The following is a 16,030-nucleotide window of genomic DNA, read 5'->3' as shown; positions in this document are numbered from 1 at the left end:
CTGGAGTTGCGTGGTTAACACTGCCTGAGGCGTCGTTCTGCAGATGTGACACTAGATCTGCCTGTTCATTCAGATCTGTCTGTTCATTCGACGGTTGCGCCCATCGCCTTCCCTCAAAATCTATACCAGCAGCTGCAGATAATTGGCAACAGCTGAGGTGGAAAATTGACGGGACAAATGCGCGCTCGCATTGCACACTGCTGGACTCATGAAATCTGTGCTGGCGACGTTAGATTGAAATGCAGAGAATGTTAAGGTTGCACGGTCAATGAAGACGCCTAGGAGGTATACCGTGACGTCAGAGACCCAGGCGCGCGCGCTTCGAGGCGTTTACGGAATCTCGGTGATGGCCGAACTTTCCGGAGTCGGGCCGCAAACGTTGAGATTGTATGAGCGACGAGGGTTGTTGACACCGACCCGCACCGGAGGCGGAACCCGCCGATACAGCGAATCGGACCTGGAGACGCTGGCCCGTATCACTGCGCTGATCGACGACGGTGTCAACTTGGTCGGCATCCGGTTAATACTGTCGCTCGAGGCCGAGAATTCAATTCTGGCGGCGAGGGTTGCACAGTTGAGCGAACAAACTGGAGTTCGAGTCTGACCGACGAGTTGGTTCCGGTTTCCTCTGCAGGCCCACCGCGAATCATGATGGCTCGCTACAACTCTCGAACCTCACGTCCTCTGGTCGACTAGGCCGCGCCGAGGGCTCACATGGCTTCGCCACATCACGTCCACATTCAGCGCTGGTCACGAGGGATGGACCTCCTTTTCTTGTGTGTGCCGTCGCAGAACGGAGAGATACTCGTACCACCGCATCGGCACAGCGCGACCGTTGCCCGTTTTCGTTCGATCGGATTGCCCGCGCCATCGATCAGGGTTGCAGGACCACGAACAAGTATCGGTCCGTCCGGGCACACGGTGACGGTGACCGTGCTCATGTCGCGTTCGGTATCGGACATGGAATTCACATGACCTCCTTGTCGAGACTTGGTTTCGCGGCCCGAAGGACAACGATCTCTTCGGTGCGCTGGCCCGGAGCGATGAGGCCGCGGGCCTCGAACAGTGCCGCCCGCGCGGAGAGTACGCGCCCGAAAGGGATCTCCGCGCGAGCCACGACTTCCACAGATAATCCCTGTTCTTCCAGCATGGACTGAGTTTTCTCAATCCCGCTGAGCACAGACTGCGCGATCAAGAGAACACCTGACTCGGCAAGCACTCGGGGTGCGTGTGTACATATCCGATCCAGAAGCACCCGCCCGTCTACGCCCGCGTCCCACGCCCGCTCCACGCCGCGAGTGGGTAGGACGTCGTCGTGCGCAGGAACGTACGGGGGGTTGGAAATGACTACGTCGAAACGTTGGTCTTGAACGGGTGTAGTCAGATCGCCTTGAATCACTCGAATCGAATGCCGATGCAGGATGGCATTCAACTGGGTGGTGACGACTGCGCGACGAGATATGTCGACGGCGGTGACATGTCTGGCTCCGATTGCAGCGGCGCGCAAGCTCAGCGCCCCCGTCCCGGTGCAGAGATCCAGTACCCGTGAGTCCCGTCCTAGTCTCTCTGCAGCCAGTGCGTCGGCCAGCAGCCACGTATCTTCCTGCGGAGGGTAAACACCTGGCAGACGCAAGAGCATCGGTGACTCCTCGGGGTTGTGCGTTCTGGTGTGACGCGGCCGTTTAACTGAAGCAATCCTATACTCCAAACGGTCAATTATCTGCATCCACTGATGTAGATAAGCTACATTTAGACTGGATGACAAGAGTCGATTTGAAATCGGGACAAGGCGAGAATGGCGGGAGGTATGACTGGTTACAGATCAATCATCACGACGGCGCGGTCGATTGGCCCACGAATGCCTCTGGGCGCCGAGCGTGAGCGAAACGCTACTGCGATACTGAATGGGTCGGCGTGAAATACAGCGGAGGGTTTCCTCGATGACTGAACAACCCGGTCTTGCCGCAGGGGCCGAGCGGGAAATCAACAGGAGGACAATCACTTACGCAGTCTCGATCGTCCTGGTTGTGATTGTGATGATAGTGGCACTTGTGGTGTTGGGTTCTCGGCGGGGCGAGTGTTTCGACACCGACGTGCTGGTCTGCTCGCGTAAGGATCGACGCCTTTTGGTGTTCTTGCCGAGCGTGACGCTCTTGGTGGGCGCTGTAGGGGCATTCTTACGAGCGTCGCCGCGATGGCATCGCACTCGCAGGTTGTCCATCAGATCGTATGTCGGATGGATTCTCGTAGGGTTGGCCGTAGCGTACGGTGCGGCGTCGTTTTCCTTCTTGTTCTGACCGATCCGAAGGGTGAATGGACGACAGTGCGCTGACAACTATTTTGCATACTTGACGAGTGCGCGCTCGAGTACTTGGCGATCGTCGAACACTATCTCCGTACCGTCGTAGTTCATCACGTGGTCGTTCCCACGCCCCGCAACGACAACGATATCGCCTGCTTTTGCCAAGCATACGGCGGTCCGTATAGCTTCACTCCGATCCGGAATGATAAGCACCTCTGCATGATTCGCGTGTCGCGCCCCCGCGGCCACGTCATTTCTGAGGGCTGTTGCGTCATCGCGGTACGGACCTTCGTCGGTGACGACAACGACGTCGGCATGACTGCCGGCAGTACGACCCAGAGGCTCGCGTTTGCCGGGGTCCCGGCCCCCAGTGGCGCCGATGACGACAATGATCTTTCCCTTCGACAACGAGCGCAGGTACGGAAACAAGCGGAGTTGCGCACCTGCGTTGTGTACGTAGTCGACGAATGCCAGGAAATTCTGTCCTATTTCCACATTTTCCAATCTCCCGGGGACGGTGTCGAGATTTTCGATACCGTCGAGCGCCGCCGCGATATCGACTCCTCCGATGCGAAGAGCGGCAATTGCCGCCAATGCGTTGTCAACTTGGTGACACCCCAGCAGGCGCAGCCGGATTCTCCTCTCCCAACTCCCATGGCGTGCGACAAAAGATGTTCCCGTTTGATCGGCCTTGATGTCAGCGGCGGTGACATCGGCGCTGGCACCATGCGATGAGAAGGTCAAACGAGGAACAGTGACGCGTTCAGCGAGGGCTTTGCCGTACAGATCGTCGACACTGATCGCCGCGCAGGCGCAACGTTCGGGTAAGAAAAGCTGCGCCTTCGAGTCGAAGTACGACGCCATAGTTTTGTGGAAATCCAGATGGTCACGCGAAAGGTTCGTGAAGGCAGCGACGCGAAAGAACGTCCCATTGACTCGGTGTAGTGCAAGACCATGACTCGACGCTTCCATAGCGACGGCGTCGACGCGGTTGTCGACGAAAGCGGACAACGTACGTTGCAACGTGCACGCTTCAGGTGTCGTTCGCTCCGCTTCCGATACGCCGTCTGGTCCCCGAACGCAGATTCCGCTGATGATGCCGGTGCGCAGTCCGGCCGCGGCTAGACCGGCTTCGAGCATGAATGTAGTGCTGGTCTTGCCGTTGGTGCCGGTAACGCCGTATACGTCGAGCGATGTGGAGGGATCGCCGTATATCCAAGCGGCCAAAGGGCCGAGGATCTTTCGGGGGTTCTTCACCACAAACGCCGGCAATATTTCAGTGGGTCGATCGCTGACCACAGCGACGGCACCCCTCTGCGCTGCTTCGGCGACGAACTCGCCACCATGGTGTTCGGCGCCTGGCAGCGCCGCGTAAATATCGCCAGGGCGAACCTGACGGGAGTCCTGACAGACGCCGGCAACAACCAGGGTTCCTTGCTCGTGCAGTAACTCGCTGTCCGCGCCGAGATATTCAGCCACCGCCTCGAGCGACCATTTCGGTTGTCTGCTGGGCCTATTCGACACGGTGCGCATGTCGGATCACGGCGTTTGTGCTCGAGGTGGCATGCCTCAGGTTTGACATTTGCGAGTTGCGCCAAACACATCACGTGGCACTGCACACCGCAATCATTCCGCTGCCGCTCGCCGATTATGCACCCGCGCGGATGATCAGGCCTGCGCGAGCACAATTGCCGCGCGGCGGTTACTCGGGTGAACTGTAACTTTTGAATCGCGCCGAAACGATGTACCCAATGTCGGGATCGGCTGCGGAATAATTGCCCGATGGCACCACAAGAATATTTTGTCAGTCCGATCGTGCCGATATATGCGATTGTACTGGTATTTTGACTGAATTGACCAGATTGTCAGACCGTAGATGAGGGTAGCGGGAATGAGAACTTTTGGTACCGCAGGTGCGTGCGCAGCGATCTTTGCCACCGCAGCCCTGATCACTACGGCGCTGCCGGGAGCAGCCGGCGCCGCGCCCGTTTTGACGCAGACGTGCGTTCCCGAGATCAATGACAACTCCATGTCACTCGATCCGGCCGTCGTCGACGGCTGGTACGACGTCTCGACCGGCACACCCGGCACGAAGATCAATTCCATCGAGTCCTGGCGCGCTGTCCCAGGCGACACTCTCGAGTTTCGAGCCTCGGTAACCATCCGCGCGCATGGCAGCCCGGTCAGCGGCACCTTGCGGATCGACGGCGCGGGACTCACCGGCGACCCGGAACTCCGCTCACGTATGACATTGACCCAGGATCTGGGGATGTCCGGAACGAAAGTCACGCATACGGACAACGGACGAGTGATTCCGGTCCGAGCAACCCTCGCCTTTGATGCGTCGACTCCGAACCTCGTGGCGCAGAATCAATCCGTCGACCTTTCCGCGGTCAAGATCGTGCTGACGGGCGATACAACCGATCCGGGGACCGACTGCCCAGACGGCGGCGGGAATGGCGGCAACCAGGGTGGCGGAAACGGCGGCGGTGGTGGCGAAAATGGCGGAAACAACGGTGGCAACCAGAACGGTGAACTGCCCGGACGCGATGTAGGCAATCGAGTTCCGATTTCCCAGGTTCCGTCCGGGCCGATCTCGCGGTGACGCAATCCTCTGGCCAGGCGCTTCGGGGCCTGTGCGGCGCAGTGGCGCTGACGGTGTTGTTGTGTGTCAGTGGGTGTTCGGATGACAGTGACCAACCGGTTCGGGTTCTCGCGACCGGGCAGGAGGATCTGCCATCTGCGTTGGAGGCGGTAGTCGACAATCCGGCAACACCGACTCAGTTGCGCATCGGCAGCGAGGCCGCCGTGGTTCTTGCGATCAAGACAACGTCGGGTGGTTCGCTGATTCCTCCGGAGGATGTGAGCAAGGTCGGCTGGTGGGCGGACTCCGCATTTCCGGGTTCGGGTACGGGAACTGTTGTTATCACCGGCCACATCAATGACGTGTACGCCGGTGACGGTTTCGGAAAGAAATTCTCGTCGTTGACTCCGGGGTCGGTTGTGACGTTGACCGGGGAGGATGGCCAAAAGTGGACCTATCGGATCGATGCGGTTGACGAGTACCGCAAGGACGGGGAACTACCGGTCGAGCGCCTGAACCGGATGGACGGACCGGAGACGCTTGCGTTGATCACGTGCGGGGGAGAGTTTGTGGGTCCGCCGCTGGGTTACGAGGACAACGACATAGCCTGGGCGACACGGATTCCCGATTTGTCGTAGTTGTACGCATTGTCGCGATTATCGATATCGTTGGCCGCACTAGCGTCTTCGCCGCACTGGTAACAGTGCCCGATTGAAGGACACGAGTGTGAGTGCACTGACAGAGACCGCGGCCGCTGCGTATTTCTATTACTACCCGCTGGTGGAGAACCTCCGACAGGTGGAGCGTTATGTCACGACCGGAGTCGGCTCCAATCCTGCAACACCGTTCAACAGTTTCTCGCATGCCCGCAAACTTGCAGGGCCAGAGGACACGTTTGTCACGATCAACAACGACACCGTCTATTCGATGGCGCAGCTTGACCTTTCGGGTGGACCACTGCGATTGGACGTGCCCGCAACCGGGGATCGCTATTACGTACTCCAATTTGTCGACGCCTGGACGAACAACATCGCGTATGTCGGCACGCGGGCTACGGGCAATGAAGCCGGCAGTTTTCTGATCGTCCCACCGGGCTGGACCGGAGAATCGGAGCATCCGGTGGTCCAGGCCTCAACCGACATTGTGTCGATAGTCGGCCGATTTGCCTGCACCGGCCCAGCCGACATTCCCGCCGTGACGAAGCTGCAGGATTTGCTGATACTCGAGTTACTCGACCCGGCCGCGACAGTGAACGGTCTACCCGCGGTGGACGCGAACCTTACCGATGAACTGCTCTTCTGGCAGCAGGCACACCGCTGGTCACAGGCATTCCCCGCTCCGACCGCGGAATCTGCCCTGATCGAGCAGTTTTCCGGTTTGTGGTCTCCGGATGTCGATAGCGATGACCTGCGCGCCTGGTATGCGGACGGCGTCGCGGAGCTCGAGGACGCCACCAAACACGGCCAGGCACCGGTCTTCAACGGATGGACGGTGGGCCTGCATCTCTTCGACTACAACCTCTACAACCTCGGCCTCGGAACGATCGACGACGACCGGTGGAAGATCCTGGACGAGAAGGTGCGCATTGTCGAAAGGGCGATTGCGTGCCGCCTGGGGCTGTGGGGAAATCACGCCTACGAAGCGGTGTATGCACAAGCCTTCACCGACGTGACCGGAGCGCCTCTGATCGGCGAGAACACCTATCTCATCAACTTCCCGGAGAAACCGCCCGTCGGCGCATTCTGGTCGATCACGCTCTACGACATTCCGCGCTACTACCTGGTTGACAACCCGATAGACCGGTACTCGATCGGCGACCGCACCGCCGGAATCCGCTACGAAACAGATGGGTCTCTCCGGATCACCATCTCGAAGGACGCGCCGACCGACGCCACCGCGCGAGCAAACTGGCTGCCGTCGCCCGATGCAGCATTCAGGCTGGTGCTTCGGCTCTATATGCCCGGGGAGGCGATCCTCGACGAAACCTATTCGTACCCTCCGGTGGAGCGGGTGAGTAACCAGGACACGTAGTCGCGGAGAAGCGCCGGGGTCAACGTTGATAAACTTCGACCTCCGGCGTTCGCGGGTATCCGTGGATGGTGTCGAAGCCTCAAAAGGAGTTTGTACCGTGGTTGACCTCGCCTATGTCATCGCTGGATCCGAATCCACCGGTGGTGCCGGCTTACAGGTCGACCTCAAGACCTTCCAGGCCCGCGGTGTCTACGGAATCGCCACCACGACGTGCATCGTGTCCTTCGACCCGAAGAACAACTGGGGCCACCGCTTTGTCCCCATCGCACCCGAGGTGATCGCAGACCAGATCGAGGCAGCAACGTCGGCGCACGATCTCGACGTCGTGAAGATCGGCATGCTGGGAACTCCCGCGACCATCGAGGTTGTTGCGGAGGGGCTGCGTCGCCAGTCGTGGCGGCACGTGGTTCTCGATCCGGTTCTGATCTGCAAGGGTCAGGAGCCCGGAGCGGCACTCGATACCGATACGGCACTTCGTGATTCGATCCTGCCCCTCGCAACGGTTGTCACCCCGAATCTCTTCGAGGCGCGCACCTTGGCCGGAATGGACGCGATCTCGAGCGTCGACGAACTGATCGAAGCAGCGCGTCGTATCCACGATCTCGGACCGAAGTACGTTCTGGCCAAGGGCGGCGTGGAACTGGCCGGCGACGACGCCGTCGACGTGCTGTTCGACGGAACCGACGTGACGGTACTTTCTGCTCCCAAGGTTGGCCAGGAGCGCGTCTCCGGTGCCGGTTGCACCCTTGCCGCTGCGGTGACCGCAGAACTCGCAAAGGGCGCTGACGTGGGAGAAGCTGTGGCACTGGCAAAGAAGTTTGTCACCGCGGGTATCGAGGCCCGGGTCTCGGCGCACACGCCGTTCGACACCGTGTGGCAGGGAGCTTTCACCGGATAGGGGACCTGATGTTCGCCCGGCCTGGCAGGATCAGACGGGTGAGCACAGCAAACCTGAACCGAACTGAAGTCACTCTCCGATCGTCCGCGGTATCGGTCACCGGTTATCGAGTGGAGTTGGACCTCCGCTCGGCGGTCGACCCTGCTGTGGCGACGTTCAAGACCGTCACCACGATCGAGATGACGTCGACCGTGGATTCGACGTGGCTCGATTTCATCGGTAGGGCGGTCGAATCGGTGGAGGTGAACGGCCGTCGTATCGCTGTCGAGTACGACGGTGCGCGGATCGCGCTGAACGGGCTGTCGGATGTGAACGTCGTGCAGGTTGCTGCGCTCGCGGAGTACAGCCGCTCCGGAGAGGGTCTGCACAGATTTGTCGACGACGCCGACGGGCAGGCGTACCTCTACACACAATACGAACCAGCGGATGCGCGTCGGGTGTTTGCGTGCTTCGAGCAGCCGGACATGAAGGCGCCATTCACTTTTGTGGTCACGGCACCGCAGTCCTGGGAAGTGCTGTCGAATCAGGTTCCCGTGCAGACAGATTCGAATTCCACCGGCAGCAAGACCGTCAATTTTGCTCCGACACTGCCTATTTCGACGTACATCACGGCAGTGGCGGCCGGTCCGTACCATCGAGTGAGCTCGGGGTGGAGTCGCGGCGACCTCACCGTCGAACTGGGTGTTCTGTGCCGAGCGTCGCTGGCCCAGTACCTCGATGCCGACGACGTGTTCGAGGTGACTCGGCAAGGTCTCGACTTTTATGCCGATGCCTTCGACTACCCGTATCCGTTCGGCAAGTACGACCAGATATTCGTTCCCGAATACAACCTCGGCGCAATGGAGAATCCGGGCCTCGTCACCTTCACCGAGTCCTACGTGTTTCGCGGCAAAGCCACTGCCGAGCAGTACCAGCGCCGCGCGAACACGATCCTGCACGAGATGGCACACATGTGGTTCGGGGACCTCGTGACCATGGTGTGGTGGGACGATCTGTGGCTCAAGGAATCGTTCGCCGATTTCATGGGATCGCTTGTCAGCGTCGAGGCAACGCGGTTCACCGACGCCTGGGTGGCGTTTGCGATCAAGCGAAAAGCCTGGGCGTACGTGCAGGATCAGTTGCCGACCACGCATCCGATCGTCGCCGACATCGTCGATCTGGAAGCTGCGAAGCTGAACTTCGACGGCATTACCTACGCCAAAGGTGCGAGTGTCCTCAAACAACTGGTGGCCTTTGTCGGGCGTGACGCGTTTTTCGAGGCGTCACGGAAGTACTTCCGGGCGAACGCTTTCGGTAACACTCGGCTAGTCGATTTCCTCGACGCGCTGAGCACGACGTCCGGGCGAGACATGCGCGATTGGTCACGTGCCTGGCTCGAGACAACGGGAGTGTCGACGTTGACGTTCGAGGGCGGGGAATTGGTGCAAACCGATCCACGACCGCATCGTCTGGCAGTCGGGGTCTACAACTACGGCGATACCGGCGACCTGGTTCGCACGGCACGCGTCGAGGTCGACATTTCGGCGGAGCGCACACCGATCGACGTTCCCGCGGGACCACTGATTCTGCTCAACGACGACGACCTGACATACGCAAAGATTCGGCTCGACGCCGCGTCGCTCGCCACCGTCGAATCGTCGCTCGAGCGTGTTGTCGATCCACTCGCGCGTGGATTGATTCTGTCCTCGCTGTGGAACTCCGTACGTGACGGTGAGCTGTCGGTATTCCGGTACCTCGCGGTGGCCGAACAAAGTGGCCCTTCAGAACCGGACCTGGCGATTCTCAGTTCGATCACTGCTGACGCGCAGTTCGCAATCGCGCACTATGTTCCGCGCGAGCTGCGCTCCAGCGCGGCGGCTGGGTGGTTGGCGACGGCATGGAAGGCGATGTTCGAGAGCGAACCGGAATCGGGCCGTCAGTTGGCGTGGGCCCGAGCCTGTGCCGCCGCGGCGGCACTCGACGATTCGCGGGCTGACGCGTTGCGTGCCATTCTGCTCGGCGAGAGCCCCGGCCCGATCGGGCTCGCTCTCGACCCCGATCTTCGGTGGTCGATGTGGATTGCCCTGGCTGCCACAGGCTTTGCCGAACCGAGTGACCTCGACCACGAGTTGCGCAGCGACGGGACATCGGCCGGCCGGATCGCCCACGCTCGCGCACTCGCGTCGTTGCCCACCGCAGCGACCAAGCAACGCGTCTGGCAGGCCGCAACCACAGACTTCACACTGTCGAACGATCATCTCGATGCCATGATCGGCGGCTTCAAAGCCGGCGTCGACGCGTCCCTGATCGAGGGCTACGCGGCGGACTATTTTGCCTCGTTGCGCACGTGGTGGTCAGGGCGCAGCATCGAGATTGCGCGGCGCCTGGTGAATGGCTTGTTCCCGGCGTCCGGGGATCTGATTGCGGTCGATCGGTGGCTCGACGCCAATGCCGATGCGCCGGCGTCGTTGCGGCGGTTGGTGCTCGAGAAGCGCGACAACCTGTCTCGGGATCTGAAGGTTCAGGCGTTCAACTCGGCGCTCTGAATTACTTCGCTCCTGGTCGTCCGACAATCAGAGGATGGACACGGCCGCTTGCACCTGCCTCGGATCCGAGGCCCTGGGGATCGGCGACACCGGCCAGGCGTATGTCCAGTTCGCCGGTCCACTCGCGGGTCAGTTCGGCGTCCATGGCGTCGAGGCGTTCGAGGAGCGGAGCGTGCTGATCCACCGGGCACGCTGCCAGCAAGGTCGTGAACACGGCGCGCAAGCGGCGCTGCACCTGGGCGGAATTGGTACTGAAGTGCCGAATTTCGTCGGTCGCGATGGACACGTAGTCCGTCCAGGTTCTCTGCTGCCCGCGGATCCGAGTCAACGTGGAGGTCGCGGAGTCGGCATGCACCCGCGGTGCCAGCAGAACGAGCAGATCCTCGATGTGGTCGAGAGCTTGGACCGCGCGGCCAGGATCGTTGATAGCCGGAGACAATGCTTTGAGCGCAATATCGACAATGGATTGGATTGCCGCGGCCGGACCGACTACGGGACCGTGAGTGTCACCGAAAACCAGGCACGACATCAGCGAATCCGGACGGATCGCCATCGAGGTGCCACGGACTTCGAACAGCGGCGCGTTCTGGGCGACGAATTCTCCGATGCCGGGCACGACTGCGATGCTGACCCCCCACTTCGATGCCAACCGCTCCAGTCGCGGCAGGTTGATCGCCAGCAGTATGCGCCCGTTGGGGGAGAGGTGTCGCAGTCGGACGATCAAGAGGTCTGCGGACTCGTCGTCGGCCAGTGCGGGATTGGCGACTACGGGTGCAGCAGTTGCGTCCAACGTCGACTCGTCGTAATGCGGGTAGGAGCGAACGATTGCGCTTCGTCCTTCGGCTGCGATCCATCGCAGGAGGCGACTGGAATTGAGAATCGAGCCGACCCGAGATACCAGTGCAATAAACAGAATGGCGCTGATGATCGCAAGAAACAGCGCCGTGTACGTGGATATCTGGGGAGCTGAATGTTGGGTGTTGAGAGCAAGATCGAGGGCAACGATGATCGAGTAGACAAATGTCGCGAGAAACATCCCGATGGACCATCGCATGACTCGCTGCTGAGCCAGCATCGGCACCACTCGCACCGATATCTGCGAAGCGCCGAATTGCATGGCCAGTGTGATCGCAGTGAACACCAGACCGGTGAGGGTGATCATTCCACCGGCAATCACGCTCAGCAGAGTTGCTGTAGCTCCCGGATCCACGGCGTATTCGAGCGAATCAGAACCGAAGCCGTCGAACACCGAACTGTCGAGATCGATAAGCGTGTCGGCCAAGAAGAATGCCGCGACGACAAGCAGAACAGGTAACCGCCACACGGGGACGGTGCGAAGCCGTCTGCGGGTACGACGCCACCGCAGTGCGTCGGATAGCCGCCACTTCGGAGTCGTAGCCGGGGGCTCGGGTGTCGACACCGTGGTCGGTTCAGCTGCTGCTGAAGGGATGGCTTCCGGTACCCCGAAACTCCCCGAGACGCTTTCCTGAAATCGAATTTTGGCTTTGATCAGTGGTTCCCTGACGCGTTGCTCGCGAGCGACCGCGCGAGACATCTTCGCCGGCTTGTCGCGATACCGGGATCTGGCCCACGGCGCACCCGGTCGGCTCAGCCGGATTGCGCCGACGATGAGGAGCGGCGGGAAAAACAATCCGATCAAACCGGTCCACAACTTGCCCTTGAGAAGTGTGATCATCGCGAGTGCCAATTGGAGTATCAGCGCGACAACAATTGCAATGAGGGTTGCGATACTGCGATCTTCCTCGTACGGGTCGAACTCGCCGGCAAACCCGATCGGATGGACGCCGAACAAGAAAAGAAAGGAAATGGCGATCGCCACGAAGACCGCATCTATCGACGACCGACCTTCTTCGGCCCAATAGACATCACGCAAATGCAGAACCAGCGCATATTCGTCGAGAACCAAGGCGCTACCGATTCCGAACACCGACGCGAGCACACAATTGGCGACCGGGGTGTGGAAATCCGCCAATGCGATAAAGGCAAACCCGGAGACGAGCATCATCATCAGCCCGAACACCATGTGATGGATATGCATACCGCCCGGCGTGACATTGCCCGGCCACCACGACACCTCGGCGCGGATCATGCGCACACTGAATCTGATGAACAGAAAGGTAAGCAGGAACGCGACCAGCAGGAAGAACAACGGTAGTCGTCCGGTATCGACGACCGTGTGCTCGAACCATGCCTTCACTACGTCAGCATGACAGGGTTTTCCGCAGGTATTCTCGCAAAACGCTCAATTGGAAACTGGCCTGTGTCTGAATCTTGCCGGGGCCGCGCTACTGTCGAGAAATGGTGAACGCGGATTTACTGGATCGGGCCCATGTCGAATCAGCCTTTTCGACCTTCGAACCGCGGTCTGTCGACCTCGACGGGCGCAGGTTGGCATCTGTGGTCTTTGCCCTGATGCGAGATGCCGACGGCACATCGGTGTTCCCGCTGACCAAGCGGCCGAGCAAAATGCGCGCGCACCCCGGTCAATTCGCCCTGCCAGGCGGGAGCGTCGACGCCGGTGAAACACCCGAAGAAGGCGCCCTGCGCGAACTCTCCGAAGAACTGGGGCTGACCGCCGCGACGTCCGACATCATCGGCCGCCTCGACGATTACGTCACACGCTCAGGCTTCGTGATCCGCCCGTTTGTCGTGTGGTCGGGCGCCGAGATCGAAAAATTGGTACCCAACCCGGACGAGGTTGCGTCATTGTACGCGGTCACATCAGCCGAACTCGATGTGGACCCGCGTTTCGTGTCGATCGAGGAGTCTCCGAATCCTGTGGTGCAGTGGCCGTTTCGAACCAGCCTCGTGCATGCTCCGACCGGTGCCGTCGTCTACCAACTCCGGGAAGTTCTCAGTGGGCGGCACACCCGGATCGACAACCTCGAACAACCCGTCTTCGCCTGGCGGTAACAACACCCACACGGGCGCGAGCGGCTCCCTGAGCGGCCATGAGCAAAATGTCGCAAGTGCTGTGGAAAGCTGGCACCACGGCGCCGCAACGGCGGGCAGTTCGATGCGGAGTGCGGAACAATACGAGGTGTGTGCAGTGACATCAGGTGAACAGGAACTTGTCGTGACAGATCGAGTTCTGACGGTTCCCAACATTCTCAGCATGGCTCGCCTGCTGCTGCTCCCGGTGTTCGCGTACCTGCTCTTGGTGACACATTCGGACGGGTGGGCGCTGGCGCTGCTGATGCTCACCGGATTCACGGACTGGCTCGACGGCAAACTGGCGCGGATTCTCGATCAGAGCTCGAAATTGGGCGCTGTTCTCGATCCACTGGTCGATCGCTTGTACGTCGTGACGACGCTCGTGACGTTTGTGGCCCGCGACTTCATCCCCTGGTGGGTCGCAGCGATCCTGATCGGCCGGGACTTGATCCTTGCTCTCACTCTTCCGATCTACCGCAGACGCGGCCTCCCGCCGCCCGAGGTCATCTATCTCGGCAAAGCCGCGACATTCCTGCTGATGTTTGCGTTGCCGCTGATACTGGCCGGCCACGGAGATTGGCCGATCGCCGGATTCACTCACGCTTTCGGTTTTGCCTTCCTGATCTGGGGAACAGTCCTGTACGTGTGGACCGCCGTGATCTATGTGCTCAAAGCTGCCCGGATTGCGCGGACCTACGAGGTTGTACCCCGATGAAAAGAACGGGGGAGGACGTGCGCCGCAACCCGGTGCCGTCACTGCTCCGGTCGCTGATGACCGAACACCTCGATCCCGGATACGAGGCTGCAGCGCTCGAACGAGAACATGAACACAGCAAGAACTCCATGCCCCGAACCGGGCCGTGGCTGGCTCTGGGCGGACTCCTGCTCGGTTTTGTTCTGACAGTCTCAGCGGTCTCGGCAGCTGGGCAGGTGTCCGGCACCGAAGATCTCCGTTCCGATCTCGTTGCGAAGGTACGTGCGACCGAAGATCAGATCGACGATCTGGACGCGACTCGGCACTCCCTCACCGAGCAGGTCGACGCCGCCCGAGCCACCGCATTGGCCGGAGACACCGAAGGCAACAAAATTCTCGGGGAACTGCGCGGCGTCGAAGCCGAAGCGGGCGCCGAAGCCGTACACGGCGAAGGCATCACCGTCACCCTCACCGACCCGGCTGGACGCCCCAATCTTTCCGACGCATCGCAACGCAGCGTCGGGGGAAAGAGCGTCGTACTCGATCGAGATATACAGAGTGTGGTCAACGCACTGTGGGCCGGCGGCGCCGAGGCCGTTGCCGTGGGCGGCGTGCGCATCGGCCCGACGGTGACGATCCGTCAGGCCGGCGGCGCGATGCTGGTCGACAATCAGCCCGTCTTCTCGCCGTACGTCGTCGAGGCAATCGGTGACTCTCGTGCGTTGCAGCGAGAATTTGTCGTGAGCGATGCCTACCTGCGGATGTCCAGCATCGCGCAGCTGTACGGCGTCGGTTTTGCTGTGGCCGAGGATAATTCGATGAGCCTTCCGCCCGCCGCAACGCGCCCGGTGCGCGTTGCGACTGAACCGATAGGACCTAGATAGATGGAGCGAGTTCGATGAAGGCCGGTTCCGCCCTGTACGGACTCGCCGCGTTGGTGATCGGCATCGTCCTGGGTGTTGTCTTCAGCCCACAGGTGCCCGACGCATTCGCGCCGTATCTTCCGATTGCCGTTGTAGCCGCACTCGATGCGGTATTCGGTGGCTTGCGGGCGTACTTGGACGAGATCTTCGACGCCAAGGTATTTGTCGTCTCGTTTGTCTTCAACGTTCTTGTCGCCTCGCTGATCGTCTGGCTGGGTGATCAGCTCGGAGTCGGCACACAACTCTCGACGGCCATCGTAGTGGTCCTGGGGATTCGAATCTTCGGCAATGCAGCGGCACTGCGTCGCCGGCTGTTCGGAGCGTGAGACATGGCTGACGCGGTCAGGAAGCACGACGAGGGACGACACGAGTTGCGACCGGTGAACAAGCACCGAAGCAACGTGGTGTTCGCAATTCTTGCGACAGTTCTGCTCGGTGTTCTGGGAGTGGCAATCGCAACTCAGGTGCGCAGCACCGTTGCGGGGGACTCGCTCGATTCTGCGCGCCCCGCCGATCTCCTTGTGGTTCTCGACAACCTGAATCGGCGCGAAGCTGCGCTGCGACAGGAAGTCTCGGAGCTCGAGGATTCTCTGGCGACATTGCGGCGCAGCGGAAGCACCGACGCGGCTCTCGGTGAAGCGCAGGCCCGATTGAATGCCCTCTCCATCCAGGTGGGGACAGCGCCGGCGAGCGGTCCTGGCGTCACCATGACGTTGACCGATCCGACGGGTGGTGTCGGGCCGGAGGTGATTCTCGATCTGATCCAGGAACTACGTGCCGCCGGAGCCGAGGCTATTCAGATTGCCGGAGCCACAGGCGAACCGATCCGGATCGGCGTGAACTCGTGGGTCGGTGGCCGCGGCGGTGACATCGAAGTGGACGGAACCAAGATCGCAGCGCCGTACACTGTGAGCGCGATCGGCGATCCGCCGACTTTGGCAGCGGCATTGAACATTCCGGGCGGAGTGTTCGACAACGTGTCACGGGGCGGCGGAAGTTCCACCGTCGAGCAATCACAGCAGGTCACGATCTCCGCCTTGCGACAATTGAATCCGCGCCAATACGCTCAACCCGGAAATTGAATTTTTGCGTCCGGAACTTTCGGGCGGCATGTGAAA

16 protein-coding genes are annotated in these 16,030 nt (G+C 60.7%); 12 read left to right on the top strand and 4 right to left on the bottom strand.

All coding sequences use genetic code 11. From position 1 onward, the window contains the following. Positions 1 to 292: 292 nt before the first annotated feature. Positions 293 to 604: a MerR family transcriptional regulator gene (locus tag CJ178_RS06470; RefSeq protein ID WP_033231898.1), complete on the top strand. Its 312-nt coding sequence runs from the start codon at positions 293 to 295 to the stop codon at positions 602 to 604. A 136-nt stretch (positions 605 to 740) separates the two neighbouring features. Here the strand turns inward: CJ178_RS06470 and CJ178_RS06465 are convergent, their stop codons facing one another. Both CJ178_RS06465 and CJ178_RS06460 read right to left on the bottom strand, forming a co-directional pair. Then, on the bottom strand, positions 741 to 962 hold the full coding sequence (locus CJ178_RS06465; protein ID WP_095887867.1) for a CDGSH iron-sulfur domain-containing protein: 222 nt from the start codon (positions 960 to 962) through the stop codon (positions 741 to 743). Positions 963 to 967: 5 nt separating this feature from the next. Then, positions 968 to 1,639 carry a HemK2/MTQ2 family protein methyltransferase gene (locus tag CJ178_RS06460; protein WP_033231899.1) on the bottom strand — a complete coding sequence of 224 codons (672 nt, stop codon included), beginning with the start codon at positions 1,637 to 1,639 and terminating at the stop codon, positions 968 to 970. A 301-nt stretch (positions 1,640 to 1,940) separates the two neighbouring features. Between CJ178_RS06460 and CJ178_RS06455 the strand changes: the two genes are divergently transcribed. Next, complete coding sequence (locus tag CJ178_RS06455) at positions 1,941 to 2,297, top strand: hypothetical protein (RefSeq protein WP_095886383.1); 357 nt, start codon at positions 1,941 to 1,943, stop codon at positions 2,295 to 2,297. Between the two features lie 38 nt (positions 2,298 to 2,335). Here the strand turns inward: CJ178_RS06455 and CJ178_RS06450 are convergent, their stop codons facing one another. After that, a complete protein-coding gene (locus CJ178_RS06450; RefSeq protein WP_257013027.1) occupies positions 2,336 to 3,781 on the bottom strand; it encodes a UDP-N-acetylmuramoyl-L-alanyl-D-glutamate--2,6-diaminopimelate ligase in 1,446 nt (481 codons plus the stop codon). 412 nt (positions 3,782 to 4,193) lie between these two features. On the opposite strand from CJ178_RS06450, the gene CJ178_RS06445 reads away from it, so the two are divergent. The 5 genes from CJ178_RS06445 (at position 4,194) to pepN (ending at position 10,340) form a co-directional block, all read left to right on the top strand. Further along, entirely contained in the window at positions 4,194 to 4,907 is a 714-nt protein-coding gene (locus CJ178_RS06445) for a hypothetical protein (protein ID WP_095886381.1), read from the top strand. After that, positions 4,904 to 5,524, top strand: a complete 621-nt coding sequence (locus CJ178_RS06440; protein WP_257013026.1) for a class F sortase — start codon at positions 4,904 to 4,906, stop codon at positions 5,522 to 5,524. Before CJ178_RS06445 ends, CJ178_RS06440 begins: the two co-directional genes overlap by 4 nt. Before the next feature lie 88 nt (positions 5,525 to 5,612). After that, positions 5,613 to 6,917 (top strand): DUF1254 domain-containing protein, encoded by a 1,305-nt coding sequence (locus tag CJ178_RS06435; protein WP_095886380.1) that lies wholly within the window; start codon positions 5,613 to 5,615, stop codon positions 6,915 to 6,917. A 97-nt stretch (positions 6,918 to 7,014) separates the two neighbouring features. Next, complete coding sequence (gene thiD, locus CJ178_RS06430; RefSeq protein WP_033231904.1) at positions 7,015 to 7,815, top strand: bifunctional hydroxymethylpyrimidine kinase/phosphomethylpyrimidine kinase; 801 nt, start codon at positions 7,015 to 7,017, stop codon at positions 7,813 to 7,815. A 38-nt stretch (positions 7,816 to 7,853) separates the two neighbouring features. Next, entirely contained in the window at positions 7,854 to 10,340 is a 2,487-nt protein-coding gene (gene pepN / locus CJ178_RS06425) for an aminopeptidase N (protein WP_095886379.1), read from the top strand. A gap of 1 nt (position 10,341) precedes the next feature. Here pepN and CJ178_RS06420 read toward each other — a convergent pair whose 3' ends face one another. Then, positions 10,342 to 12,558, bottom strand: coding sequence for a DUF2254 domain-containing protein (locus CJ178_RS06420; protein WP_095886378.1), 2,217 nt, complete (start codon positions 12,556 to 12,558; stop codon positions 10,342 to 10,344). 101 nt (positions 12,559 to 12,659) lie between these two features. Here CJ178_RS06420 and CJ178_RS06415 point away from each other — a divergent pair, with 101 nt between their 5' ends. The 5 genes from CJ178_RS06415 (at position 12,660) to CJ178_RS06395 (ending at position 15,994) form a co-directional block, all read left to right on the top strand. Beyond that, positions 12,660 to 13,274 (top strand): NUDIX hydrolase, encoded by a 615-nt coding sequence (locus CJ178_RS06415; RefSeq protein WP_033231907.1) that lies wholly within the window; start codon positions 12,660 to 12,662, stop codon positions 13,272 to 13,274. A 202-nt stretch (positions 13,275 to 13,476) separates the two neighbouring features. Next, positions 13,477 to 14,010 (top strand): CDP-alcohol phosphatidyltransferase family protein, encoded by a 534-nt coding sequence (locus CJ178_RS06410; protein WP_371851319.1) that lies wholly within the window; start codon positions 13,477 to 13,479, stop codon positions 14,008 to 14,010. Continuing rightward, complete coding sequence (locus tag CJ178_RS06405) at positions 14,007 to 14,873, top strand: DUF881 domain-containing protein (protein WP_095886377.1); 867 nt, start codon at positions 14,007 to 14,009, stop codon at positions 14,871 to 14,873. Before CJ178_RS06410 ends, CJ178_RS06405 begins: the two co-directional genes overlap by 4 nt. A 14-nt stretch (positions 14,874 to 14,887) precedes the next feature. Continuing rightward, positions 14,888 to 15,238: a small basic family protein gene (locus CJ178_RS06400; RefSeq protein WP_033231909.1), complete on the top strand. Its 351-nt coding sequence runs from the start codon at positions 14,888 to 14,890 to the stop codon at positions 15,236 to 15,238. Positions 15,239 to 15,241: 3 nt separating this feature from the next. Beyond that, on the top strand, positions 15,242 to 15,994 hold the full coding sequence (locus tag CJ178_RS06395) for a DUF881 domain-containing protein (RefSeq protein ID WP_033231910.1): 753 nt from the start codon (positions 15,242 to 15,244) through the stop codon (positions 15,992 to 15,994). The last annotated feature ends 36 nt before the right edge of the window (positions 15,995 to 16,030 follow it).

The sequence above is a fragment of the Rhodococcus sp. ACPA4 genome (assembly GCF_002300185.1).
Taxonomy (GTDB): domain Bacteria; phylum Actinomycetota; class Actinomycetes; order Mycobacteriales; family Mycobacteriaceae; genus Rhodococcus_F; species Rhodococcus_F globerula.
Note: the sequence above shows the minus strand (reverse complement) of the source record. Positions and strands in the feature narration are given on the sequence as shown.

What these genes read in the sequence shown, in the direction of transcription:
- CJ178_RS06395 (WP_033231910.1), top strand. Translation starts at nt 15,242, where the DNA reads ATGGCTGACGCGGTCAGGAAGCACGACGAGGGACGACACGAGTTGCGA.
- CJ178_RS06400 (WP_033231909.1), top strand. Translation starts at nt 14,888, where the DNA reads ATGAAGGCCGGTTCCGCCCTGTACGGACTCGCCGCGTTGGTGATCGGC.
- CJ178_RS06410 (WP_371851319.1), top strand. Translation starts at nt 13,477, where the DNA reads ATGGCTCGCCTGCTGCTGCTCCCGGTGTTCGCGTACCTGCTCTTGGTG.
- CJ178_RS06455 (WP_095886383.1), top strand. Translation starts at nt 1,941, where the DNA reads ATGACTGAACAACCCGGTCTTGCCGCAGGGGCCGAGCGGGAAATCAAC.
- CJ178_RS06465 (WP_095887867.1), bottom strand. Translation starts at nt 962, where the DNA reads ATGTCCGATACCGAACGCGACATGAGCACGGTCACCGTCACCGTGTGC.
- CJ178_RS06460 (WP_033231899.1), bottom strand. Translation starts at nt 1,639, where the DNA reads ATGCTCTTGCGTCTGCCAGGTGTTTACCCTCCGCAGGAAGATACGTGG.
- CJ178_RS06445 (WP_095886381.1), top strand. Translation starts at nt 4,194, where the DNA reads ATGAGAACTTTTGGTACCGCAGGTGCGTGCGCAGCGATCTTTGCCACC.
- CJ178_RS06415 (WP_033231907.1), top strand. Translation starts at nt 12,660, where the DNA reads ATGGTGAACGCGGATTTACTGGATCGGGCCCATGTCGAATCAGCCTTT.
- CJ178_RS06405 (WP_095886377.1), top strand. Translation starts at nt 14,007, where the DNA reads ATGAAAAGAACGGGGGAGGACGTGCGCCGCAACCCGGTGCCGTCACTG.